18 protein-coding genes are annotated in these 23583 nt (G+C 70.2%); 8 read left to right on the top strand and 10 right to left on the bottom strand.

Going from position 1 to position 23583, the window contains the following annotated elements; all coding sequences use genetic code 11:
• Window positions 1-27: 27 nt before the first annotated feature.
• Complete coding sequence (locus tag ACWIF2_RS12925; RefSeq protein ID WP_382499059.1) at window positions 28-1002, bottom strand: ABC transporter ATP-binding protein; 975 nt, start codon at window positions 1000-1002, stop codon at window positions 28-30.
• A 122-nt stretch (window positions 1003-1124) separates the two neighbouring features.
• Window positions 1125-2336 carry an NYN domain-containing protein gene (locus ACWIF2_RS12920; RefSeq protein ID WP_454360216.1) on the bottom strand — a complete coding sequence of 404 codons (1212 nt, stop codon included), beginning with the start codon at window positions 2334-2336 and terminating at the stop codon, window positions 1125-1127.
• A gap of 222 nt (window positions 2337-2558) precedes the next feature.
• Here ACWIF2_RS12920 and ACWIF2_RS12915 point away from each other — a divergent pair, with 222 nt between their 5' ends.
• Window positions 2559-2720, top strand: a complete 162-nt coding sequence (locus ACWIF2_RS12915; RefSeq protein ID WP_454360215.1) for a hypothetical protein — start codon at window positions 2559-2561, stop codon at window positions 2718-2720.
• 95 nt (window positions 2721-2815) lie between these two features.
• Here the strand turns inward: ACWIF2_RS12915 and dnaE are convergent, their stop codons facing one another.
• On the bottom strand, window positions 2816-6355 hold the full coding sequence (gene dnaE / locus ACWIF2_RS12910; RefSeq protein WP_454360214.1) for a DNA polymerase III subunit alpha: 3540 nt from the start codon (window positions 6353-6355) through the stop codon (window positions 2816-2818).
• Between the two features lie 216 nt (window positions 6356-6571).
• Between dnaE and ACWIF2_RS12905 the strand changes: the two genes are divergently transcribed.
• The 5 genes from ACWIF2_RS12905 (at window position 6572) to ACWIF2_RS12885 (ending at window position 11830) form a co-directional block, all read left to right on the top strand.
• Entirely contained in the window at window positions 6572-7897 is a 1326-nt protein-coding gene (locus tag ACWIF2_RS12905) for a DUF2252 domain-containing protein (RefSeq protein WP_454360213.1), read from the top strand.
• Window positions 7898-7978: 81 nt separating this feature from the next.
• Entirely contained in the window at window positions 7979-8674 is a 696-nt protein-coding gene (locus ACWIF2_RS12900; protein ID WP_454360212.1) for a hypothetical protein, read from the top strand.
• 102 nt (window positions 8675-8776) lie between these two features.
• A complete protein-coding gene (locus ACWIF2_RS12895) occupies window positions 8777-9595 on the top strand; it encodes a thioredoxin domain-containing protein (protein WP_454360211.1) in 819 nt (272 codons plus the stop codon).
• A 92-nt stretch (window positions 9596-9687) separates the two neighbouring features.
• Entirely contained in the window at window positions 9688-11358 is a 1671-nt protein-coding gene (locus tag ACWIF2_RS12890) for an alkaline phosphatase D family protein (RefSeq protein WP_454360210.1), read from the top strand.
• Window positions 11359-11473: 115 nt separating this feature from the next.
• Window positions 11474-11830 (top strand): hypothetical protein, encoded by a 357-nt coding sequence (locus ACWIF2_RS12885; protein WP_454360209.1) that lies wholly within the window; start codon window positions 11474-11476, stop codon window positions 11828-11830.
• Window positions 11831-11845: 15 nt separating this feature from the next.
• Here the strand turns inward: ACWIF2_RS12885 and ACWIF2_RS12880 are convergent, their stop codons facing one another.
• Window positions 11846-12460, bottom strand: a complete 615-nt coding sequence (locus ACWIF2_RS12880) for a dienelactone hydrolase family protein (RefSeq protein WP_454360265.1) — start codon at window positions 12458-12460, stop codon at window positions 11846-11848.
• 62 nt (window positions 12461-12522) lie between these two features.
• On the opposite strand from ACWIF2_RS12880, the gene ACWIF2_RS12875 reads away from it, so the two are divergent.
• Window positions 12523-13653: a mechanosensitive ion channel family protein gene (locus ACWIF2_RS12875; protein WP_454360208.1), complete on the top strand. Its 1131-nt coding sequence runs from the start codon at window positions 12523-12525 to the stop codon at window positions 13651-13653.
• 74 nt (window positions 13654-13727) lie between these two features.
• Here the strand turns inward: ACWIF2_RS12875 and ACWIF2_RS12870 are convergent, their stop codons facing one another.
• The 6 genes from ACWIF2_RS12870 to ACWIF2_RS12845 form a co-directional block, all read right to left on the bottom strand.
• The gene (locus ACWIF2_RS12870; RefSeq protein ID WP_454360207.1) at window positions 13728-14468 is read right to left on the bottom strand and encodes an SDR family NAD(P)-dependent oxidoreductase; all 741 of its coding nucleotides are present in this window, start codon (window positions 14466-14468) and stop codon (window positions 13728-13730) included.
• A gap of 56 nt (window positions 14469-14524) precedes the next feature.
• Complete coding sequence (locus ACWIF2_RS12865; RefSeq protein WP_454360206.1) at window positions 14525-16111, bottom strand: Na+/H+ antiporter; 1587 nt, start codon at window positions 16109-16111, stop codon at window positions 14525-14527.
• Window positions 16112-16206: 95 nt separating this feature from the next.
• Complete coding sequence (locus tag ACWIF2_RS12860) at window positions 16207-16677, bottom strand: GNAT family N-acetyltransferase (RefSeq protein WP_454360205.1); 471 nt, start codon at window positions 16675-16677, stop codon at window positions 16207-16209.
• Window positions 16674-17618: an RluA family pseudouridine synthase gene (locus ACWIF2_RS12855; protein WP_114251536.1), complete on the bottom strand. Its 945-nt coding sequence runs from the start codon at window positions 17616-17618 to the stop codon at window positions 16674-16676. The genes ACWIF2_RS12860 and ACWIF2_RS12855 overlap by 4 nt, the downstream gene beginning before the upstream one ends.
• A gap of 45 nt (window positions 17619-17663) precedes the next feature.
• Window positions 17664-18278, bottom strand: coding sequence for a signal peptidase II (gene lspA / locus ACWIF2_RS12850; protein WP_454360204.1), 615 nt, complete (start codon window positions 18276-18278; stop codon window positions 17664-17666).
• An 89-nt stretch (window positions 18279-18367) separates the two neighbouring features.
• Complete coding sequence (locus ACWIF2_RS12845) at window positions 18368-19753, bottom strand: TraR/DksA family transcriptional regulator (RefSeq protein ID WP_454360203.1); 1386 nt, start codon at window positions 19751-19753, stop codon at window positions 18368-18370.
• Between the two features lie 615 nt (window positions 19754-20368).
• Here ACWIF2_RS12845 and ileS point away from each other — a divergent pair.
• The gene (gene ileS / locus ACWIF2_RS12840) at window positions 20369-23512 is read left to right on the top strand and encodes an isoleucine--tRNA ligase (RefSeq protein WP_454360202.1); all 3144 of its coding nucleotides are present in this window, start codon (window positions 20369-20371) and stop codon (window positions 23510-23512) included.
• The last annotated feature ends 71 nt before the right edge of the window (window positions 23513-23583 follow it).

The following is a 23583-nucleotide window of genomic DNA, read 5'->3' as shown; positions in this document are numbered from 1 at the left end:
CCTCCGCGCTCAGGGCCCCGGTGCTCCTCACGCCTTCACCAGCCCCTGCTGCACGGCACCGCCCAGGGCGAGATACACGTCCTCCAGGCTCGGCGTGGCCAGCGTGAAGTCGTCCAGGGCGGCGAAGGCGGCCCCACCGGTGACGGTGGCGACGACCGCCCGGGCCTCCTCGGGCCCGAGCCGGAGCGTCCAGCGGCGGCCCGACTCCACGACGCGGTCCCGCAGCGCGGCCACCTCGGGGACGTGCAGCGGTGCCGCGTCCCGCCACACCAGCTCCACCCGCACCTCACCGGCGACCTGTTCCTTGAGCCCGGCCGGGGTGTCGCAGGCGATCACCTTCCCCCGGTCGAGGACGGCCACCCGGTCCAGTACGGTCTCGGCCTCGATGACGTTGTGGGTGACGAGCAGCACGGTCGTCCCGCGCTCGGCGCGTCGCCGGTCGACGGCGGACCACACGGCCCGCCGCGCCACCGGGTCCATGCCGGAGGTCGGCTCGTCGAGCACGAGCAGCGACCGCTCCCCCACCAAGGCCGCGGCGAAGCACGCCAGGCGCCGCTGGCCCCCGGAGAGCTTCTTCAGCGGCCGCCCGGCGAGCGGCGCGAGGCCCAGCTCGTCCAGTACGTCGTCCCGCTCGGCCCGCGCGGCCCGTACGTCCAGGCCGCGCAGCCGCCCGGTGGTCTCGGCGGCGAGTGACACGGTGAGCTCGTCGAGGGCGGTCGACTCCTGGCCGAGGTAGGCGAGGATGCGCGCGGCCCGTTCCGGGTGGCGGACGATGTCGTGGCCGAGGATCTCCACGCTGCCGCGGTCGGGCCGCATCAGCCCGGTGAGCTGCCGAACGAGGGTGGACTTGCCGGCGCCGTTCGGCCCGAGCAGGCCGAAGATCTCGCCGCGCCGGATGTCCAGTCGTACGTCGTCCGTGGCCCGGACCTCGGGTGTTCCGGGCGCGCCGCGCCGGCCCCGGACGGCCGGATAGGTCTTGGTCAGCCCGCGGACCGCGCACACGACGTCACCATCGTGCCGAAATGCCTGTGCCGCGCGCTTACTCACAAGGGACGAGACTACGGGGTCGGGAACCCCGGCCGGTTCTCGGGTCGGTCGATTCCGGGAAATCCGCTCGCAAGGACTCAGTCACCGACGGGCGTGTGCTCCACGCCCGTGCGCACGCCGATCTCCCGCCAGAAACCGGCCCGGATGGCGTACCGGTCCCGCTCGTCGATCTGGTCGTCCTTGTGGGCGAGCAGCCCGAAACGGGCGGCGTAGCGCAGCAGCTCCCCGTCGACCCGGTGCGGGATGCGCGGGTACATCCCGGAGAGCTTCGGCAGCTGGCCCTGGTCGCCGAGGCGCTCCACCCAGCGCCGCGCGAAGACCTGCCCCACCTCGTACGGGTCGCCGCCGACCGTGGTGATGTCCTCCTCGCGGTCGGCCCACCGCTGCTCGGCCGTGGTCAGCTGGGCGAGCGTCGGCATCGAGGCGGCTTCTGGGGGCTCGGCCGTGGGCCGGTCGACCCAGCCCTTGTCGGAGGACCAGCGGAGGGTGGCGGAGGCGGGGGGCTGGGCGGGCTGGGTTCCAGGGGCGCGCAGGGCCGCCAGGTCTTTGGGCGTGGGGACGCCCTTTGGGGCGGGGCCCCGCTCCTCGGTGCCGTTCTGCCCGGGGCCCGCCACGGGGTGCGGGGGCGGCGGGGCGGGCCGCTCGGCCGAGGCGGCGAGGGAGGACTCGGGCAGCGGCGCGGAGAGGATCGCGGCGATCTCGGGCCGGGGCACGGGCTGCGGGGCGCACACGCCGGTGTAGTCCTTGGCGCGGACCGCTTTGGTGATCCACGTCCGGTCCAGTACGCGCCGCTCGTCGGCCTCGGCGACCAGGTCCTCGGACTGGTTGTAGTCGCCGTCGGCGGCCTGGACGGCCCACAGGTGGACCGCGACACCGTGCTCCTTGGCGGCCATCATGCCGGGCAGCAGGTCGCCGTCGCCGGTGACGAGGACGACGTCGGAGCAGGCGCGGTTGCGGGCCAGCTCGGTGAGCTCGGCGTGCATCGCGGCGTCCACGCCCTTCTGCGCCCAGCGGCCGTCGCTGCGGGTCAGCGCGCCCAGCCGGACGGTGACCCGGGGCATCACGCGCAGCCGGCGGTGCTCGGGCTGCGGGACGCGGTCGGGGGCGCCGTCGAACCAGTAGATGCGCAGCAGGGGCTGCTGCGTATCGGACTCGGCGCGTTCGCGCAGCCCCTGGATGAGGGCCGTGTGGTCGACGGTGATGCGGGATCGTGAGGGCTCCCCGGCGAGGAGACTCGCCGCCGCTCCCAGCAGATACCCGGCGTCCACCAGGACGATGCAGCGGTCCACACGACTCACCCTCTTCCCAGGAGGTTTGCTTCGGGCTTGCTTCGAGTCTGCCCGACGGCGCGGAGGTTAACGGCCGGAACTCGATCTTCGGCGTGGCGTTTCCGGGGTTCCCTCTCCGACCAGCCCTGTCACGCACGGTAATTGTCCGACATGCGATCGTTGTCGGCCTGTGTGAATCTGGTCCCGGCCCTGGCCCCTAGATCCCCCACAGGAGGCATCACCATGGCCAAGAACAAGAACCGTGAACGCAAGCAGCGTCCCGCCGAGCGTGGTCCGCGGACGGACCGCGGTCCCGTGGCGCAGACGGAGCACCAGCCCGAGGTCGAGGCGGCCCCCGGCGATGTGGCGACCCACAAGCGCAAGCGCAGCTTCGGCCACAACTGACATCTGCGTGACGGGTCGTTGAGACCCACTCACTTGCGCATATGCGTGAGGGGCGTACCCGGTACCGGGTACGCCCCTCACGCGCATCGAGAGCCTCAGCCCGCCAGGCAGGACGGTCCGAGCAGCACCTTCAGGTCACCGAAGAGCGCCGGGTCCGGCTTCACCCGGTGCCGGTCCAGACGGAGCACGGTGGTCTTGGTCGGCCCCTGGAGCTTGATCCTGACCTCGCTGTCGCCCTTGTGGTGGCTGAGCACCTCGCCGAGACGGCTGACCAGCGGCGGGGTGACCCGGGTGGCCGGGATGGTGAGGATCACGGGCGCGTTGGTACCCGCGTTCGACAGGTCCGGCACCATCAGCTCCATCGCGACCAGCCGCGGGATGTCCTCACGCTTGTCGAGGCGTCCCTTGACGAACACCACGGCGTCCTCGACGAGTTGCGTCGACACGAGCTGGTAGGTCGCGGGGAAGAACATGCACTCGATCGAACCGGCGAGGTCCTCGACGGTGGCGATGGCCCAGGCGTTGCCCTGCTTGGTCATCTTGCGCTGGAGGCCGGAGATGATGCCGCCGATGGTCACCACGGAGCCGTCGGAATAGTCACCTCCGGTCAGCTGGGAGATGCCCGCGTCCGCCTTGTCGGACAGGATGTGCTCCAGGCCGAACAGCGGGTGGTCGGAGACGTACAGACCGAGCATCTCCCGCTCCTGGGCGAGCAGATAGGTCTTGTCCCACTCGTCGGGGGAGAACTCCACGTCGAGACCGAAGCCCGGCTCGCTGGTCTCGGCCTCGCCCATGCCGCCGAAGAGGTCGAACTGGCCCTCGGCCTCCTTGCGCTTGACCGCGACCACGTTGTCGATCATCGGCTCGTAGTGCGCGGTCAGGCCCTTGCGGGTATGGCCCATGGCGTCGAAGGCGCCGGCCTTGATCAGCGATTCGGTGGTGCGCTTGTTGCAGACCACCGCCTCCACCTTGTCGAGGTAGTCCGGGAAGGAGACGTACTTCCCCTTGGCCTTGCGGCACCTGATGATCGACTCGACGACGTTCGTGCCGACGTTGCGGACGGCGGAGAGGCCGAAGAGGATCACGTCGTCGCCCTGGGCCGCGAAGTTGGACATCGACTCGTTGACGTCCGGCGGGAGCACCTTGATGCCCATGCGGCGGCACTCGTTGAGGTAGACGGCCGACTTGTCCTTGTCGTCCTTCACCGAGGTGAGCAGGGCGGCCATGTACTCGGCGGGGTGGTTCGCCTTCAGATACGCGGTCCAGTACGAGACCAGGCCGTACGCGGCGGAGTGCGCCTTGTTGAACGCGTAGCCGGCGAAGGGGACCAGTACGTCCCACAGGGCCTGGATGGCCTCGTCGCTGAAGCCCTTCTTGCGGGCGCCCTCCTGGAAGAGGACGAAGTTCTTAGCCAGCTCCTCGGGCTTCTTCTTGCCCATGACGCGGCGGAGGATGTCGGCCTCGCCGAGCGAGTAGCCGGCGATGATCTGGGCGGCCTTCTGCACCTGCTCCTGGTAGACGATCAGGCCGTGGGTGACGTCCAGGACCTCCTTGAGGGGCTCTTCGAGCTCCTTGTGGATGGGCGTGATCTCCTGCTGGCCGTTCTTTCGAAGGGCGTAGTTCGTGTGGGAGTTCATGCCCATCGGGCCCGGGCGGTACAGGGCCGACACGGCGGAGATGTCTTCGAAGTTGTCCGGCTTCATCAGCCGGAGCAGGGAGCGCATCGGGCCGCCGTCGAACTGGAAGACACCGAGGGTGTCGCCGCGCTGGAGCAGTTCGAAGGTCGTGGGGTCGTCGAGCGGGAGGCTCAGGAGATCGATGTCGACCCCCTTGTTGGACTTCACCATCTTGACGGCGTCGTCCATGATCGTCAGGTTGCGCAGGCCGAGGAAGTCCATCTTCAGCAGGCCGAGCGACTCACAGCTCGGGTAGTCCCACTGGGTGATGGTGACCTTGTCCGTGTGCCTGACCCAGACGGGGACGTGGTCGGTGATCGTCTCGCTGGACATGATCACGCCGGCGGCGTGCACACCCATCTGGCGGACCAGGCCCTCGACGCCCTTGGCGGTGTCGATGACCTTCTTCACGTCCGGCTCGTTCTCGTACATCCCCCGGATCTCGCCCGCCTCCGAGTAACGGGGGTGCTCGGGGTTGGTGATGCCGTCGAGGTTGATGCCCTTGCCGAGGACGTCGGCGGGCATGGCCTTGGTGAGGCGGTCGCCCATCGCGTACGGGTAGCCCAGCACGCGCGCGGAGTCCTTGATCGCGTTCTTGGCCTTGATGGTGCCGTAGGTGCCGATCATGGCGACCTTGTCGGCGCCGTACTTCTCCGTCACGTACCGGATCACCTCGACGCGCCGGCGCTCGTCGAAGTCGATGTCGACATCGGGCATGGAGACGCGCTCGGGGTTGAGGAAGCGCTCGAAGATCAGGCCGTGCGGGATGGGGTCGAGGTCGGTGATACCCATCGCGTAGGCGACGATCGAGCCGGCCGCGGATCCTCGGCCGGGGCCGACCGCGATGCCCTGCTTCTTGGCCCACATGATGAAGTCGGCGACCACGAGGAAGTAGCCCGGGAAGCCCATCGAGATGATGGTGTCCATCTCGTAGTCAGCCTGCTTCTGGCGGTCCTCGGGGACGCCGCCGGGGAAGCGGCGGTCCATGCCGCGGCGTACTTCCTCCTTGAACCAGGTGACCTCGGTGTACCCCTCCGGGATGTCGAACTTGGGCATCAGGTCGCGCTTCTCGAACATGCCCGTGGTGTCGACCATCTCGGCGACCAGCCGGGTGTTGGCGCAGCCCTCCTGCCAGGCGTCCGAGGAGTCGATGGCGTACATCTCGTCGGTGGACTTCAGGTAGTAGCCGGTGCCGTCGAACCGGAAGCGGTCGGGGTCGGAGAGGTTCTTGCCGGTCTGGATGCACAGCAGGGCGTCGTGGGCGGACGCCTCGTGCGAGTAGGTGTAGTGCGAGTCGTTGGTGACCAGCGGGGGGATGCCGAGCTTCTTGCCGATCTCCAGCAGGCCGTCGCGGACCCGGCGCTCGATCTCGATGCCGTGGTCCATCAGCTCCAGGAAGTAGCGGTCCTTGCCGAAGATGTCCTGGTAGTCGGCGGCGGCCTTGAGGGCCTCGTCGAAGTGGCCGAGGCGCAGCCGGGTCTGGACCTCTCCGGAGGGGCAGCCGGTGGAGGCGACGATGCCCTCGGACCACTGGGAGATGGTCTCCTTGTCCATCCGGGGCCACTTCTGGAGCCAGCCCTCCGCGTAGGCGTCGGAGGACAGGCGGAAGAGGTTGTGCAGGCCGGTGCTGTTCACCGCCCACATCGTCTTGTGGGTGTAACCACCGGAACCGGAGACGTCGTCCCGCTTCTGGTGCGGCTGGCCCCACTGGATCTTGCGCTTGTTGCGGCGGGACTCGGGCGCGACATACGCCTCGATGCCGATGATCGGCGTGACCCCGGCCTTCTGCGCGGAGTGGAAGAAGTCGTACGCCCCGTGGAGGTTGCCGTGGTCGGACATGGCGATGTGCGACATGCCCATCTCGTTGCACGCGTTGAACATGTCCTTCAGCCGCGCGGCACCGTCCAGCAGCGAGTACTGGGTGTGGACGTGCAGGTGCGTGAACGGCGGCTTTGACACGGCAGCGGCCTCCAGAGAAAACATACGTCGAATGGGGTCCGACAGGCTGCGCACAGTCTGGGGGACAGCGTCGAAGTCTATGCCTCGGCACTGACACTCCGAGGGCTGACCCGCGTACCTTCATGCGAGGGTCCGGGGCACTCCCGCGCCCCGCCGCGCGTTAGTCAAAGGGCGGACCTGCCGCCCTGAAACATCTGCACCAGGAGGCACCCAGCGATGTCGTTCCCGCAGCTCGACGACGAGCACCGCGGTGAGGAGATCCTCGCCGTCTTCGACACCGCCTTCGGCCAGCTGCTGGCCGCCGACCCGGCCGCGTTCCGTGTGAAGTTCCGGAAGATGGCGGCCTCGGCCTTCGCCTTCTACCGGGGTACGGCGTGCCTCTTCTACAACGACCTGGAGGCGGAGAGGCGGGGCGGCCCGTACCTGGACGAGCGCACCTCGCGCGTGTGGATCCACGGCGACCTGCACGCGGAGAACTTCGGCACGTACATGGATGCGAACGGCCGGCTGATCTTCAACGTCAACGACTTCGACGAGGCCTACGTCGGCCCCTTCACCTGGGACCTGAAGCGCTTCGCCGCGTCCATCGCGCTGATCGGGTACGCGAAGGCGCTCAGCGACGAGCAGATCTCCGAGCTGGTGACGATCTACGCGGTGTCCTACCGCGAGCGCATCCACGCCCTGGCGACGGGTGCGAAGAGCGACGAGGTGCCGCCGTTCACGCTGGACACCGCGCAGGGCCCGCTGCTGGACGCGCTGCGTGACGCCCGCTCGCTGACCCGGTTCGGCCTGCTGGAGTCGATGACGGAGATCCGCGACTTCGAGCGCCGCTTCGCGCCGGGCGGCGGCTCCGTCGAGCTGGACGCGGCCACGCGCTACAAGGTCCTCGCCGCCTTCGACGGCTATCTGGAGACGCTGCCGGACAGCTCCCTGGCCCGCCCGGACTCCTACCGGGTGAAGGACGTCGTCGGCCGGCGCGGCATCGGCATCGGCTCGGCGGGGCTGCCGTCGTACAACATCCTCCTGGAGGGCCACAGCGACGCCCTGGAGAACGATGTCGTGATCTACATCAAGCAGGCCCAGACCCCGGCCGTCTCCCGGCACATCACGGACCAGGCGATCCGCGACTACTTCCAGCACGAGGGGCACCGCACGGTCATCTCCCAGCGCGCCCTCCAGGCCCACGCCGACCCGTGGCTGGGCTGGACGGAGCTGGACGGCTCGGGCCAGCTGGTCGCCGAGGTCTCGCCGTACGCGGTGGATCTCGACTGGGGCGACATCGACGACCCGGAGGAGATCGCCCAGGTGGTGGCCGACCTCGGCCGGGCGACGGCCACGATGCACTCGGCGGCGGACGACCAGTCCGGGGAGTCCCTGGTGCCGTTCTCCACGGAGCGGGCCATCGACGCGGCGATCGCGGCCGACGAGGACGGCTTCCCGGGGCTGCTGGTCGACTTCGCGCACAGCTACGGCGCACGCGCGCGCGGTGACCACCAGACCTTCGTGGACCTGTTCCGCAACGGCCGGATTCCGGGCCTGTAGCCGGGGCTTTCGCCGTCCGCTCTCCCACAGGCATCCTTTAGGGGTCCCTTACCGGCTCCCATGACAGACTCTCCTTTCGCTATGGACATATCCGGGATCCAGCTCAGAGCCGTACGCGCGGCGCTGTTCACGGCAGTGGTCGTGACGCTCAGCACCGCGTCGCACGTGCTGCTGTCCCAGGCCCCGCTCCCGATGGGCACGGTGGCCGCGGTCGCCGCCGCCGTGTTCGTGATCGCGTACGCCCTGGCCGGCCGCGAGCGCTCCTTCGGGAGGATCGCGGCCCTGCTGATCCCGCTGGAACTGGCCGCAGACACGGTTTTCACCACAGGTCAGCACGCCTGTTACGGCAGGGCGGGCGGCCCGGTCGCCGGTCCGTTGCGTTCGGTCGGCCTGGATGTGCTGTGCGGGGGCGGCGAGGTCGGCACCCCCCTGGCCCGGATGGCCGGGGCCACCGGCACCGACCGGCTCGCGGCCGCTGTCGCGCATGCCGATCCGGCCACCGCATGGCTGCTGCTCGGCGCGCACATCGGCGTGGGCCTGGTCGCCGCCGTCTGGCTGCGCCGCGGCGAGCGGGCCCTGGCCCAGCTGCTGCGGGCCGTGGCGGCGGCGGTCTCCACCGGAGTCCGGCCGCTGCTGCTGGCGGTCGCCGTGGAGCGGGCTCCGGCCGGGCGGTGCCTGCCGTCGCCCGCCGCCGACCGCACGCCCACCGCCCGCGACCGGATCCTCACGTACTCCCTGGGACGGCGTGGACCGCCGTGCTCGCCCGCCTTCGTCTGAGGCGCTCCCGCACTTCGAGCTTTCGAGCTATCGAGCACAGGCACTCCCCCTTACGCATTCCGCACACCCACGTGTGCGCGTCCCCCTACGGAGAACATCACCATGAGCAAGCGGAACACCCAGGCGGCGAAGACGGCGGCCCGCGAGCGGCTGCGCGCCGAGCGCGAGCGCGAGGCCAAGCGCGCGAAGGTCAAGCGGCAGATCGTCGTCGCCTGTTCCATCGTCGGCGTCCTGGCGATAGCCGGCGGCATCAGCTACGCGGTCGTCCAGGCCAACAAGCCCGGCTACTGGGAGGGCCAGAAGGACGCCAAGGTCGTCACGCCGGCCAACACCACCGGCACCAAGGGGACCACGGTCGTCATCGGCAAGGACTCGGCCAAGAAGACCCTGAAGGTCTACGAGGACCCGCGCTGCCCCGTCTGCGCCCAGTTCGAGCAGACCGTCGGTCCGACCGTGAAGAAGGACATCGACGACGGCAAGTACAAGATGCAGTTCATCGGCGCCACCTTCATCGACAACAAGGACAACGGCGAGGGCTCCAAGAACGCGCTGAGCGCCCTGGGTGCCGCGCTGAACGTGAGCGACGCCGCGTTCCTCGACTACAAGGCGGCGCTGTACTCGGCGAAGTACCACCCGGAGGAGACGACCGACAAGTTCAAGGACGACAGCTACCTGATCAAGGTCGCGGACACCGTCCCCGAGCTGAAGGACAACAAGAAGTTCCAGGACGCGGTCGAGAAGGGCACCTACGACGCCTGGGCGATGGCCATGTCGAAGACCTTCGACGACAACAAGGACGGTGTGACGGGCACCCCGGGCTTCGTCATGGACGGCAAGCAGCTCACCGCCGACAGCCAGGGCACACCGCTGATGACCGTGGCCGACTTCAACAGGGTGGTCGGCGAGGCCCTCAAGAAGTGACGGCCGGTCCGGCACGGGCCACCACGTGAAGAGCGGGCGAACTTCCGGAGTTCGCCCGCTCTGGTGCGTACCGATCAGTAACCTGATCGTCCGTGACCAGTCGATACAGATCGTCGAAAACGTCCGAGGGCGTCAACTCCCTCAACCCCCGCCGCCGTACGGTCGTCAAGGCCGCGGCGGCGACCGCTGTCCTGGCCGGGCCGCTCGCCGCCTCACTGCCCGCGCGCGCCGCCGGCCAGGCTCCCGCCTTCCTGCACGGCGTCGCCTCCGGTGACCCCCTGCCCGACGGCGTCCTGCTGTGGACCCGTGTGACCCCCGTCCCGGAGGCGATACCCGGCTCCGGGCTGGGCCCGGACACCGAGGTGAGCTGGGTCGTCGCCGAGGACCGGGCGTTCACCACGATCGTCGCCAAGGGCTCCACCACCGCGACGGCCGCCTCCGACCACACGGTGAAGGCCGACATCCGCGGTCTCAGACCCGCCACCGACTACTGGTTCCGCTTCTCCTCCGGCGGCACCGACTCCCCCGCCGCGCGCACCCGCACCGCCCCGGCGGCCGACGCGGCCGTGACGAACCTCCGCTTCGGCGTGGTCTCCTGCGCCAACTGGGAAGCCGGCTACTTCTCCTCGTACCGCCACCTCGCGGCCCGCGGCGACCTGGACGCCTGGCTGCACCTCGGCGACTACATCTACGAGTACGGCACCGGCGAGTACGGCACGCGCGGCACGGTCGTACGCCCGCACGCCCCGGCTCACGAGATCGTCACGCTCGCCGACTACCGGATCCGGCACGCCCGGTACAAGACCGACCCGGACCTCCAGGCCCTGCACGCCACCGCCCCGGTCGTGGCGATCTGGGACGACCACGAGTTCGCCAACGACGCCTGGTCGGGCGGTGCCGAGAACCACACGGAGGGCGCGGAGGGCGCCTGGTCCGCCCGCCAGGCCGCGGCCAAGCAGGCCTACTTCGAGTGGATGCCGGTGCGCCCGGCGATCGCGGGCACCACCTACCGCCGGCTGCGCTTCGGCAAGCTGGTCGACCTCTCGCTGCTGGACCTGCGGTCCTTCCGCTCGCAGCAGGTCAAGGTGGGCAACGGCGAGGTCGACGACCCGGACCGCACGCTCACCGGCCGGGCCCAGCTCGACTGGCTCAAGGCGGGACTGAAGGCGTCCGACACCACCTGGCGGCTGGTCGGCAACTCGGTGATGATCTCGCCGTTCGCCATCGGCTCGCTCTCCGCCGATCTGCTGAAGCCCCTCGCCAAGCTGCTCGGTCTGCCGCAGGAGGGCCTGGCCCTCAACACCGACCAGTGGGACGGCTACACCGACGACCGCCGCGAGATCCTCGCCCATCTGCGCGCCAACGCGATCCGCAACACGGTCTTCCTCACCGGCGACATCCACATGGCTTGGGCCAACGACGTACCGGTGGACGCCGGCACGTACCCGCTGTCCCCGTCCGCCGCCACGGAGTTCGTCGTCACCTCGGTCACCTCGGACAACCTCGACGACATCGTCAAGGTCCCGGAGGGCACGGTCTCCGCGGTCGCCTCACCCGTCATCCGCGCCGCCAACCGGCACGTCCACTGGGTCGACACCGACCGCCACGGCTACGGCGTCCTGGACATCACGGCCGAGCGGGCGCAGATGGACTACTACGTCCTCTCGGACCGCGCGAACCGCGACGCGACCGCCAAGTGGACCCGCTCCTACCGCACCCGCAACGGCACACAGAAGCTGGAGCGGGTCTACGACCCGGTGTGAGCGGCCGTCTATGAAGAAGACGCCTCACGGCATCAACTGTACGAGCGACTCCTACGTCTTTCTCCGTAGGTTGACGATTCGTCAGCGCTACCGACGCGTACTTGTAAGGAGTCACATGGTCACCTTCCAAGGTGTCTCGACGAAGTCCGCGGTGGTCGTGGCCGCTCTGGCCCTCGCCGGAGGTACCGCCACCGCCGCCCAGGCACAGGAATCCGCCCCCGCGGCACCGGCCTACGTCACTCTGTCCGTGCTGAACCCGGACGGCGCCCCCGTCTACGCCAAGCCCGATTCCTCGTCGGAGCGGTACCGCGTGGACAAGGCGGGCACCAAGGAGCGCATCCAGTGCTCGACCACGACGACCCCCTCGGGGGCGAGGTGGTTCCGGACCTACGACTCGCACCCGGTGGGCTGGATCTGGTCCGGGCACTTCGCCTCCCTGGAGAACCCGCCCAAGGAGTGCTTCCCCCGCTAGCCGGATGACCGCCGGCTACAAGCTGTCGAGGAAGCCGAGCGCCACCCGCCAGGTGGCCTCGGCGGCCTCCTCGTCGTAGTCCGGCAGGTCGGGGTCGGTGTAGAGATGGCCGGCCCCGGCATACCGGTACACCTCGACGTCCGCGCCGGTCCGGCCCATCTGCAGATACCAGGCGCTGAGCCAGTCGTCCGTCTCGAAGGGATCCGGCTCCGCCACATGCAGCTGGACCGGCAGGTCGTCGGCCGTGGCATCCGGCGCGATGTCCGACGTGCCGTGCAGGAGCAGCAGCCCGCGCGCCTTGTCGTCGCCGAGGGCGAGGGTCTGGGCGATCGAGGCGCCGAGCGAGAATCCCGCGTACACCAGCCCGCGCTCGGAGTAGGGCGCCGCCGCCAGCACGGCCCGCTTCAGCAGCTCGTCCTTGCCGATCTTCTCCTGTTGCTCCATGCCCTCCTCGACCGTCTCGAAGGTGCGCCCCTCGAAGAGGTCGGGCGTCCACACCTCGTGTCCGGCCGTGCGCAGCCGGTCAGCGGCCTGGAGCACCGCGGGCCGCAGCCCCTGGGTCGAGTGAAACAGCATGATGTTCATGAAGCCATGGTGCCAGCCGGGTGTGACAACCCGAGTTCGCGGCAGTACCCACGACCGGACGGAAGTCACAGGTTCATGCCCGCCGCGAGCCGGTTAGGTTCGGGGGCATGGAGAACCTGCTGCGACCGCTGATCGTGGTCGGTGGCTCGGTGGTGCTCACGCTGGTGATCGGCTGGGCCACCGACTACCTGCTGCGCAAGGCCGACGAACGACACCACGAGACCCAGCTGTGGGGTCTGCTCCGCCGCGGGCGCATCCCCTACCAGCTCGTGCTCTTCGCGGCCCTCCTGAGAGGGTCGTACGACGAGGCACAACTACTGGAAGACCGCCGCGAGGGCCTCGGCCAGGCGCTGACGCTGCTGCTCATCGGATCGGCCGCCTGGCTGGTGATCCGTATCGCGGGGGCGATCGTCGAGACGTCCTACAGCCGGTACGCCAGTGCCCGGGCCCACCGCGACCCGGCCAGGGTCCGACGCGTGCGCACCCAGGTGACGCTGATCATGCGGGTGGTGTCCGCGGTCGTCGGCGTGGTGGCCGCGGCGAGCATGCTGCTGACCTTCCCGGCGTTCCGGGCGGCGGGCGCCTCGCTGCTGGCCTCGGCCGGCATCCTCGGCATCGTCGCCGGTGTCGCCGCCCAGTCCACGCTGAGCAACATGTTCGCGGGGTTCCAGATCGCCTTCGGCGACATGGTGCGCATCGGCGACACCGTGGTGGTGGACGGCGAGTGGGGCACCGTCGAGGAGATCACGCTGACGTTCCTGACCGTCCACACCTGGGACGAGCGCCGGATCACCATGCCGGTCTCGTACTTCACGTCCAAGCCGTTCGAGAACTGGTCGCGCGGGACCCCGCAGATGACCGGCACCGTCTTCTGGCACGTCGACCACACGGCCCCCGTGGACGAGATGCGCGAGAAGCTCCGCGACATCCTGCGCGAGTGCCCGGCCTGGGACGGCCGCGCCTACAACCTGTGCGTCACGGACACCACCCCGAGCACCTTGCAGGTGCGGGCCCTGGTGACGGCCAAGGACGCGGACGACATCTGGACGGTGCGGGTCACGGTGCGCGAGGAGATGATCCGCTGGCTGAGCGACGAGCACCCGTACGCCCTCCCCCGGGTCAACACGGCGGACGCGATCCTGCCGCCGTCCTGGAACGGCAACGGCCACCGCCCGTCGCAGGACGGCGTCCCGCCCCAGCAGCGCCGCTATCACGGCTCGGCGAGGCCGGAGCGCTGACGAAGCCGACGACGCCGGTGGGAAGGCCGACAGGAAGGGGCTGCCCGTATCGTGGGCAGCCCCTTCCCGTGCGATCAGTGACCGCGTTCGGCCCCGCCGTTGACCTGGATGATCTGGGAGGTGATGTGCCCGGCACCCTGGGAGGCCAGCCAGTGCAGGGTCTCGACGACGTCACCGGGGGTCCCGGCCCGCCCGGTCGAGGTCTCCTCGACGAGCCGCGCCCGCCGCTCCTCGCTCATCGCGTCCCCGAAGAACTCGGTGTCCTCGACATAGCCGGGCGCGACCACGTTCACCGTGATGCCGCGCGGCCCCAGCTGCCGGGCCAGATCATGGGCGTAGGGATGCAGTCCCGCCTTGGCCGCCGCGTACGCACCGCTTCCTGATCCCCGGTAGGCGGCGATGGAACCGAGGAACAGCACCCGCCCGCCGGGCTCGGCGAGACGCGGCTTCAGAGCCTCGGTGAGCAGTACGGCGGTCAGGGTGTTGAGCCGGAAGTTCACGGTCCAGCTGTGCGCGACGGCCTCCAGCGGATCGTCAGGCCCGGGGCCCGGTTCGAGCAGCCCGTTGCCCCCGGCGCTGTGCACGAGGACGTCCACGGCCCCGAACTCCCGCTCCACGAAAGCGGCCACACCCCGCACGTCCGCCGGCTCGGTGAGATCCGCCGCATACGTCCGCGCCCCCGGCACCCCGGTCTTCTCCAGCACGTCGGCCCGCCGCCCGAGCAACAGAACCTGATCCCCGCCCGCGGCGAAGGCCCGCGCCGCCGCGAGCCCGATCCCGGTCCCTCCACCACTGATCACAACATTGCGCGCCATACGACGACCCTACGACCCGTCAGCCGCCGACGGCGAAGACCCCGCCGGGAAACCACTCACCGCATCGACCGCACGTCGAGATGGCGCAACACCCGGTCCACGACCTCCGGATCGGCCCCCGGCTCGCTCCGCGCCGCCAGCACCTCGTGCCGAGCCGCGCTCAGCATCTCCTGCTGGATCCGCCGCACCCGCTTCACCCGCCGCGCGCGCTCCCGGGAAGCCTCCCGCCGCTCGTCCTCAGCGACCTCCGGACTGATCCGCACCCCGATGTCGAAGGCCCGCCGCAGCATCTGCTCGGACAACTCCTCCGGGAGCTCCTCTTCCTCCTCGATCTCGCGCAGCCTCCGCTTCGCCGCCTTGGACGCCCGGATCGCCAGTTCCTTCGCGAGTTCCTTCTCCTGGTCCGTGTCGGCCTTCACGCCCAGCCGCCGCACCAGCCACGGCAACGTCAGCCCCTGCACCACCAGCGTCGCCACGATCACCCCGAACGCGATGAAGATGAGCTCGTCCCGGTTGGGAAACGGCGCCCCCGCGTCCGTCTCCAGCGGAATGGCCAGCACCAGCGCCACCGAGGCCACTCCGCGCATCCCCGACCACCACATGACCACCGTCTCGCGCCAGCTCACCGGGATGTCCTCGTCGTAGTCCCGCCGCGCGTGCAGCCGTTTGGTCAGCCACGTCGCCGGCAGCAGCCACAGCAGCCGTACGAACACGACGACGGCCACCACCACCGCCGCCCAGCCGAGCAGTTCGCCCCACCGGCCCGACGCGGTGCGGATGGCGTTGTGCAGCTCAAGACCCACGAGCCCGAAGGCGACGCCGGTGACAAGGGTGTCGACGATGTTCCAGAACGTGTGCCCGGCCAGCCGTGTCATGACGTCGTCGGCGTCGGACCCGTACTCCGCGAGGAACACCGCGGTGGTGAGCACGGCGAGCACCCCGGACCCGTGCAGTTCCTCGGCCATGACGTACGAGGCGTACGGCACCAGCAGGGTCAGCCCGATCTGCAGGGTCGCGTCCCCTAGCAGTTCCATCAGCTTGTTCGCGCCCCAGCCCAGCCCGATGCCCACGACCACCCCCACCACGGCCGACAGCACCAGATCGAGCCCGGCCTGCCAGGGCGAGAACGTCCCGCTGACGGCGGCGGCGATCGCCACGTGGTAGAGGACGATGGCCGTCACATCGTTGAACAGCCCCTCGCCCTCCAGGATCGACACCAGCCGGCGCGGCAGCCCGAGCTGCCCGGCGACGGCGGTCGCCGCGACCGGGTCCGGCGGCGCGACCAGCGCACCGAGCGCGAACGCCGCGGCCAGCGGCAGCCCCGGCACGATCGCGTCGGCGGTGGCGGCCACACAGGCCATGGTGACGAACACCAGCGCCACGGCCAGCAGGAAGATCGGTCTCTTGTTCGCCGCGAACTGCCGCCATGACGTGCGGCGCACGGCGGCGTACAGCAGGGGCGGCAGCAGCAGCGGCAGGATGAGGTCCGGCGGGATCTCGACGTTCGGTACGAACTCGAGCAGCGCGAGGACTATGCCCAGGAGCGTCATCAGCACCGGCGCGGGCACTCCCAGCCGGTCCCCGACCGGGACGCTGATCACGGCCCCGAGCAGCAGCACGAACAACAGGGCCAACTGATCCACGGTCAGCGCTCCGGGAGGTCAGACGGTCACACGACTGACCTCAAGCCTGCCACGCAACTCCACGGACAAACCGTTTCGGCACCCGCGGCGAGCGGCTAGAGCGAACGCCGCATCCCCTGGTGCGGGATGCCCGCCTCCAGGTACTCCGGCCCGTACGCCTCGTAGCCGAGCCGTGCGTAGAAGCCGAGCGCGTGCGTCTGGGCGTGCAGGTCCACGGCCGCGAGCCCGCGCGCCCGTGCGGCGTCCTCGATGGCCCGCACCAGGGCGACCCCGACACCGAGGCCGCGCGCCCGGCCGGTCACGGCGAGCCGGCCCAGGGAGCCCACGGACGGGTCGGCCCCGGTCTGCGCCACGGCCGCCTCGCCGTACAACAGCCGCCCGGTCCCGAGCGGCAGGCCGTCCTCCTGAACGGCCAGGACGTGCACCGCCCCCGCGTCGTACGCGTCGTACTCGAGGTCCTCCGGCACGCCCTGCTCGCCGACGAAGACCTCCTTGCGCACCGCGAAGCACGCCTCACGGTCGGCGGGGTCCTCCGCGACGCGCACCGCGTAGCGCGCAGTGCTCATGCGTACGTCTCCTCCCGGACCTGGTCCAGGGCCTTCTGCAGGTCCTCCGGGTAGTCGCAGGAGAACTCCGCCCACTGCCCGTCCCCGGGGTGCTCGAAGCCGAGGCGCACCGCGTGCAGCCACTGGCGGGTCAGGCCGAGGCGCTTGGCGAGGGTCGGGTCGGCGCCGTAGGTCAGGTCGCCGACGCAGGGGTGCCGGTGGGCGGCCATGTGGACGCGGATCTGGTGGGTGCGGCCGGTCTCCAGCTTCACATCGAGGAGCGATGCCGCGCGGAAGGCCTCGATGAGGTCGTAGTGCGTGACGGACGGCTTGCCCTCGGCGGTGACCGCCCACTTGTAGTCGTGGTGCGGGTGACGGCCGATGGGCGCGTCGATGGTGCCGCTGGTCGGGTCGGGGTGGCCCTGGACGAGCGTGTGGTACCGCTTGTCGACCGTGCGCTCCTTGAACTGGCGCTTCAGCGAGGTGTACGCGTACTCCGACTTGGCCACGACCATCAGGCCGGAGGTGCCGACGTCGAGGCGGTGCACGATGCCCTGGCGCTCCGCGGCGCCGGAGGTGGAGATCCGGTACCCGGCGGCGGCCAGGCCCCCGATGACGGTCGGCCCGGTCCAGCCCGGCGACGGGTGCGCGGCGACACCCACGGGCTTGACGATCACGACCACGTCATCGTCGTCGTGCACGATCTCCATGCCCTCGACCGGCTCGGCCACCACCTGCACCGGCGCGGGCGCCTGCGGCATCTCCACCTCAAGCCAGGCGCCGCCGTGCACACGCTCCGACTTGCCGACCACCGACCCGTCGACCGTGACCTTCCCCGCGGCGGCGAGTTCGGCCGCCTTGGTCCGGGAGAAGCCGAACATGCGGGAGATGGCGGCGTCGACGCGCTCGCCCTCCAGGCCATCGGGCACGGGCAGGGTACGGATCTCGGGAATCGTGCTCACCCGTCGAGTATGCCGGACGGGTCCGACAGCCCCGTACGGCGCCTGTCAGTCCTTGTGGACGGTGCCGTCCGGGTCGAGCCCCTTGAACGACAGCAGCACGATCAGGATGCCGCCGCACACGATCGCCGAGTCGGCCAGGTTGAAGACGGCGAAGTGCTTGGGCGCGATGAAGTCCACGACCGCGCCCTCGAAGACACCCGGCGCCCGGAAGATCCGGTCCGTGAGGTTGCCCAGCGCCCCGCCGAGCAGCATTCCGAGCGCGAGCGCCCAGGGCAGGCTGTAGAGCTTGCGGGCGAGCCGGGCGATGACGACGATCACGGCCGCCGCGATCATGGTGAAGATCACCGTGAAGGCCTCGCCGAAGCCGAAGGCCGCACCCGCGTTGCGGATCGCCTCGAACTTCAGCCAGTCCCCGATGATCTCGATCGGCGGGTGGTGCTCCAGCTTGGCCACCACGATCATCTTGGTGATCAGGTCGAGGGCGTACGCGAACGAGGCGACGGCGAACAGCACCGCGATACGGCGCTTGCCCCGGGGCCGCGTGTCCGTGGCCTCGGAGTCGGAGCGCTCCCCCGACGCCGTGTCCTCGGGCCGCTCCCGCCCGTCCCCGGCGGCATCCGGTGTGTCCGGCGTACCGATGATGCGCTCCGCCTCTGCCACGTGAGTCCCTCAACCTAGGTGCCTGACTGAGGACGAGGGTACGACACACCCTGTGGGCCCCACGTGCTCAGGCGGCATTCGGCCGTCGGTCAGTACCTGCGCTCCTGCTTCTGCTTGCACTCCACGCACAGCGTGGCCCGCGGGAAGGCCTGCATCCGGGCCTTGCCGATGGGGTTGCCGCAGTTCTCGCACAGGCCGTAGGTGCCCGAGTCGAGGCGGTCCAGGGCGCGCTCGGTCTGGATGAGCATCTCGCGCGCGTTGGCGGCCAGGGCCAGCTCGTGCTCGCGAGTGATGTTCTTGGTGCCGGTGTCCGCCTGGTCGTCGCCCGCTCCGTCCCCGGAGTCGCGCATCAGACCGGCGAGCGAGCGCTCCGACGACGTGATCTCCTCACGCAGCCGAGTCTCCTCGGACGTCAGCTCGGCACGCGCCTCCTCGACCTCCGCTTCCGTCCAGGGGTCCTCCCCGGGGCGTACCGCGAGCTCACCGGGCTCCGCCGCGGCGACCCGTGCCTTCGGGACGGCGGTCTTGGCCGCCGTCGCCGCGCCAGGAGTCTTCTTCGCACCCACCGTGGTCGCTCCCGTCTGCGTCGCGGCCTCGGCCGCGCCCGCCTTCTCGGCCGTGCTGTGGCCGGCCTTGTCCTGTGTGACCGCTCCGGTCCGGGCAGTGCCCTTCCCGGCCGCGCTCTTCGTGGTGGTGCTCTTGCCTCCGGCGCGCACGCCCTCGGCCCCGACGCCCTTCTCAGCGGCGACGGCCTTGGCGGCCTTCGCCCTCTTGACCGCGGCCTTCTTCTCCGCGACCTCACCGACGGCGGCCTTCTTGGCCACTGCCTTCTTCCCCGCGCTCTCGCCGACAGCAGCCTTCTTCCCCGCCGTCTCCTGAGCAGCCGCCTTCTTGCCTGCGGCCTTCTTCTCCCCGGCCTCGCCGGCAGCCGCCTTCTTACCCGCGGCCTTCTGCTCCGCATCGGCAGCCGCCTTCTTGGCCGCCGCCTTCTTGCCCGCGACTTTCGCGCCGGCGGCCTTGTCGGCCGCGGCCTTCTTGGCCGTCGACTTCCTGACCGCCGTCTTCTTGGTCCCCGCCTTCTTGGCCGCAGTCCCCTCGAGCCCTGCATTCGCGGCCTCAGCCTTATCGGCCTCAGCCCTGTCGGCCCCAGTCTTCTCGACCGCCGTCTTCCCGGCCTCGGTTTTTTCGCCCGGCCCCTTGGCCGCGGCGGCCGCCGCCGTCTTCGCCACGACCTTCCTGGCCACGGCCTTTCCCGCCGCGGTCTTCTTGGCCGTCACCTTCTTGACCGCCGCCTTGGTCCTGGTGACAGCCGCCTTCGTCCCCTCGGTCGCCTTCTCGGTCGCCCCCTTCGCCGCCCGCCCCGCCGAGCCTCCCTGGGCGGTCTTCTTCCCGCCCGGGTCCTTGGGCGCACCGCCGGAGGCCTCCGCGGACCTGCCGGACGCCGGCTGCTGTACGGCGGTCTTCTTCGCCACCATGGCCGCGGCCCCTTCACATATTGTGATCTTGCTCGCGAATCGTGCTGGGACGATAAATCGACTTGAGTCCCGCGGCAACGGGGCACACCGCCCGATTCGCCCGCCTCGCGCATGCCGCGCGGCGAACCTGCATCCGTTGTGCCCAGCTCCCCGCCCGGTAATCCGCCGAGCCGGACGTCCCAGGATCCGAACACCTATACCACTCCATTCGGGTCATCAAACCCAAACGTCACCTCTTGCACCACCCCGTCCCCAGCGGCCCCGAAAAGCGGTCGGCCGCTGTCCGCCCGGCGCCGTACACTGGGCGGAGCGAAAAGCGTGGATGGGGACGAGTAGCGGCGTAGGCAGCCCAGAGCGACCCGGGGACGGTGGAAGCCCGGGGGCGAGCGCGACGTGAAGATCACCCCGGAGCCGCCGGAAGAAAGCCGCAGCCGAACAGCAGCGGCCAGTAGAGCCGGCATCGCGACCCCAATGAGGGGGCTCACCGGCGCACACCCCGCACCGGAGGGCCAAGGAGGGTGGTACCGCGGGAGCGCGCCGAAGGCGGCGCAGGCAATGACGTAGCTCTCGTCCCTCCGGACGGAAGGCAGCAAGTCCGCCGGAGGAAGCCCGCTGATGACATCGCCGACGTACCGCCAGGTACCCGCCCAGGTCGACCTGCCCGCCCTCGAGCACACCGTGCTCGCCTTCTGGGACGAGCAGAAGATCTTCAACAAGAGCCTGGAGCAGTCCGAGGGCCGCCCGGAGTGGGTCTACTACGAGGGCCCGCCCACGGCCAACGGCATGCCCGGCGCCCACCACATCGAGGCCCGCGTCTTCAAGGACGTCTTCCCCCGGTTCCGCACCATGCGCGGCTACCACGTCGCCCGCAAGGCCGGCTGGGACTGCCACGGCCTCCCGGTGGAGCTGGCGGTGGAGAAGGAGCTCGGCTTCTCCGGCAAGCAGGACATCGAGGCGTACGGCATCGCCGAGTTCAACGCGAAGTGCCGCGAGTCGGTCACCCGGCACACCAACGCCTTCGAAGAGCTCACCACCCGCATGGGGTTCTGGACCGACCTCAACGACCCCTACCGCACCATGGACCCGGCGTACATCGAGTCGGTCTGGTGGTCGCTGAAGGAGATCTTCAACAAGGGCCTGCTGGTCCAGGACCACCGCGTCGCCCCCTGGTGCCCCCGCTGCGGCACGGGCCTGTCCGACCACGAGCTGGCGCAGGGCTACGAGACGGTCGTGGACCCGTCCGTGTTCGTCCGCTTCCCGCTCACCTCCGGCCCGCTGGCCGGCGAGGCCGCGCTCCTGGTGTGGACGACCACGCCCTGGACCCTGGTCTCCAACACGGCCGTCGCCGCCCACCCCGAGGTCACCTACGTCGTGGCGACCAACGGTGAGGAGAAGCTGGTCGTCGCCGAGCCGCTGCTCGCCAAGGCCCTCGGCGAGGGCTGGGAGACCACCGGCCAGACCTTCACGGGCGCCGAGATGGAGCGCTGGACGTACCAGCGCCCGTTCGAGCTGGTGGAGTTCCCGGCCGAGGCCCACTTCGTCGTCAACGCCGAGTACGTCACGACCGAGGACGGCACGGGTCTGGTCCACCAGTCCCCCGCCTTCGGTGAGGACGACCTCAAGGTCTGCCGCTCCTACGGCCTGCCGGTCGTGAACCCGGTCCGCCCGGACGGCACCTTCGAGGAGGACGTCCCGCTCGTCGGCGGCGTCTTCTTCAAGAAGGCCGACGAGAAGCTCACCGAGGACCTCGACAGCCGCGGCCTGCTCTTCCGGCACATCCCGTACGAGCACAGCTACCCGCACTGCTGGCGCTGCCACACCGCGCTGCTCTACTACGCGCAGCCCTCCTGGTACATCCGCACCACGGAGATCAAGGACCGTCTCCTCGCGGAGAACGAGAACACCAACTGGTTCCCGGACACGGTCAAGCACGGCCGGTACGGCGACTGGCTGGACAACAACATCGACTGGGCGCTGTCCCGCAACCGCTACTGGGGCACGCCGCTGCCCATCTGGCGCTGCGAGGACGACCACCTCACCTGCGTCGGCTCCCTCACCGAGCTGACCGAGCTGACCGGCACCGACCAGTCGGGCCTGGACCCGCACCGCCCCTACATCGACGCGGTCACCTTCGCCTGCCCGCAGGACGGGTGCGGCAGCACGGCCACGCGCGTGCCCGAGGTCATCGACGCCTGGTACGACTCGGGTTCGATGCCGTTCGCGCAGTGGGGCTACCCGTACAAGAACAAGGAGACCTTCGAGGCCCGCTACCCGGCGCAGTTCATCTGCGAGGCCATCGACCAGACCCGCGGCTGGTTCTACACGCTGATGGCGGTCGGCACCCTGGTCTTCGACAAGTCGTCCTACGAGAACGTGGTCTGCCTCGGCCACATCCTCGCCGAGGACGGCCGCAAGATGTCCAAGCACCTGGGCAACACCCTGGAGCCCATCCCGCTCATGGACCGGCACGGCGCCGACGCGGTCCGCTGGTTCATGGCGGCAGGCGGCTCCCCCTGGGCGGCCCGCCGGGTCGGCCACGGCACCATCCAGGAGGTCGTCCGCAAGACGCTCCTCACCTACTGGAACACGGTCGCCTTCCAGGCCCTGTACGCCCGTACGTCGGGCTGGGCCCCGTCCGAGGCCGACCCGGCCCCGGCCGACCGCCCGGTGCTGGACCGCTGGCTGCTGTCCGAACTGCACGCGCTCACCGACCAGGTCACCCAGGCCCTCGACGCCTACGACACCCAGCGCGCCGGCAAGCTGCTGTCCGCGTTCGTCGACGACCTGTCGAACTGGTACGTCCGCCGCTCCCGTCGCCGCTTCTGGCAGGGCGACAAGGCGGCGCTGCGCACGCTGCACGAGGTCGTCGAGACGGTGACGCAGCTCATGGCCCCGCTGACCCCGTTCATCACCGAGCGGGTCTGGCAGGACCTGATCGTTCCGGTCACCCCGGGCGCCCCGGAGTCGGTTCATCTGTCCTCCTGGCCCGAGGCGGACCTCACGGCCATCGACCCGGAGCTGTCGAAGCAGATGGTGCTGGTGCGCCGGCTCGTGGAGCTGGGCCGTGCCACGCGCGCGGAGTCGGGCGTCAAGACGCGGCAGCCGCTCTCCCGGGCCCTGATCGCCGCGTCGGGCTTCGACGCGCTGGACGCCGGACTGCGCACGCAGATCACGGAGGAGCTGAACGTCGAATCGCTCGCGACGCTGAGCGACGTCGGCGGCTCCCTGGTCGACACCACGGCCAAGGCCAACTTCCGCGCCCTGGGCAAGCGGTTCGGCAAGCGCGTCCAGGACGTGGCCAAGGCCATCGCGAACGCGGACGCGGCCGGCCTGTCCCTGGCCCTGCGCGAGGGGACGGCGTCGGTGGAGGTCGACGGCGAGACCATCACGCTCGCCCCCGACGAGGTGATCATCACGGAGACGCCGCGCGAGGGCTGGTCGGTGGCGTCGGACTCGGGTGCCACGGTCGCCCTCGACCTGGAGATCACCGAGGAACTCCGGCGTGCGGGTCTGGCCCGTGACGCGATCCGGCTGATCCAGGAGGCCCGCAAGAACAGCGGCCTCGACGTGGCCGACCGCATCGCGCTGCGCTGGACCGCCACGGACGAGGCGACGGTCGCGGCCCTGACCGGTCACGCCGGCCTGATCGCCGACGAGGTCCTCGCCACGGACTTCGCTCAGGGCGAGGCGGACGACGCCTACGGCGAGACCTTCACCGACGAGGGTCTGTCCCTGACGTTCCGCCTGCGCAAGGCGTAACGCTCAGCCCGAAGGCCCGGTCCCGCCAAAGATCTTGGCGGGACCGGGCCTTCGGCGTTGCGTACGCACGA

The organism is Streptomyces sp. NPDC055506 (genome assembly GCF_053643595.1).
The sequence above is the reverse complement of the archived record's forward strand: the minus strand, read 5'-3'. Positions and strand labels throughout refer to the sequence as shown.

Excerpts from the sequence above, each read along its gene's own strand:
- ACWIF2_RS12900 (WP_454360212.1), top strand. The coding sequence starts at position 7,979 with ATGGACATATCCGGGATCCAGCTCAGAGCCGTACGCGCGGCGCTGTTC.
- ACWIF2_RS12895 (WP_454360211.1), top strand. The coding sequence starts at position 8,777 with ATGAGCAAGCGGAACACCCAGGCGGCGAAGACGGCGGCCCGCGAGCGG.
- ileS (WP_454360202.1), top strand. The coding sequence starts at position 20,369 with ATGACATCGCCGACGTACCGCCAGGTACCCGCCCAGGTCGACCTGCCC.
- ACWIF2_RS12870 (WP_454360207.1), bottom strand. The coding sequence starts at position 14,468 with ATGGCGCGCAATGTTGTGATCAGTGGTGGAGGGACCGGGATCGGGCTC.
- ACWIF2_RS12905 (WP_454360213.1), top strand. The coding sequence starts at position 6,572 with ATGTCGTTCCCGCAGCTCGACGACGAGCACCGCGGTGAGGAGATCCTC.
- ACWIF2_RS12845 (WP_454360203.1), bottom strand. The coding sequence starts at position 19,753 with ATGGTGGCGAAGAAGACCGCCGTACAGCAGCCGGCGTCCGGCAGGTCC.
- ACWIF2_RS12885 (WP_454360209.1), top strand. The coding sequence starts at position 11,474 with ATGGTCACCTTCCAAGGTGTCTCGACGAAGTCCGCGGTGGTCGTGGCC.
- ACWIF2_RS12915 (WP_454360215.1), top strand. The coding sequence starts at position 2,559 with ATGGCCAAGAACAAGAACCGTGAACGCAAGCAGCGTCCCGCCGAGCGT.
- ACWIF2_RS12875 (WP_454360208.1), top strand. The coding sequence starts at position 12,523 with ATGGAGAACCTGCTGCGACCGCTGATCGTGGTCGGTGGCTCGGTGGTG.
- ACWIF2_RS12860 (WP_454360205.1), bottom strand. The coding sequence starts at position 16,677 with ATGAGCACTGCGCGCTACGCGGTGCGCGTCGCGGAGGACCCCGCCGAC.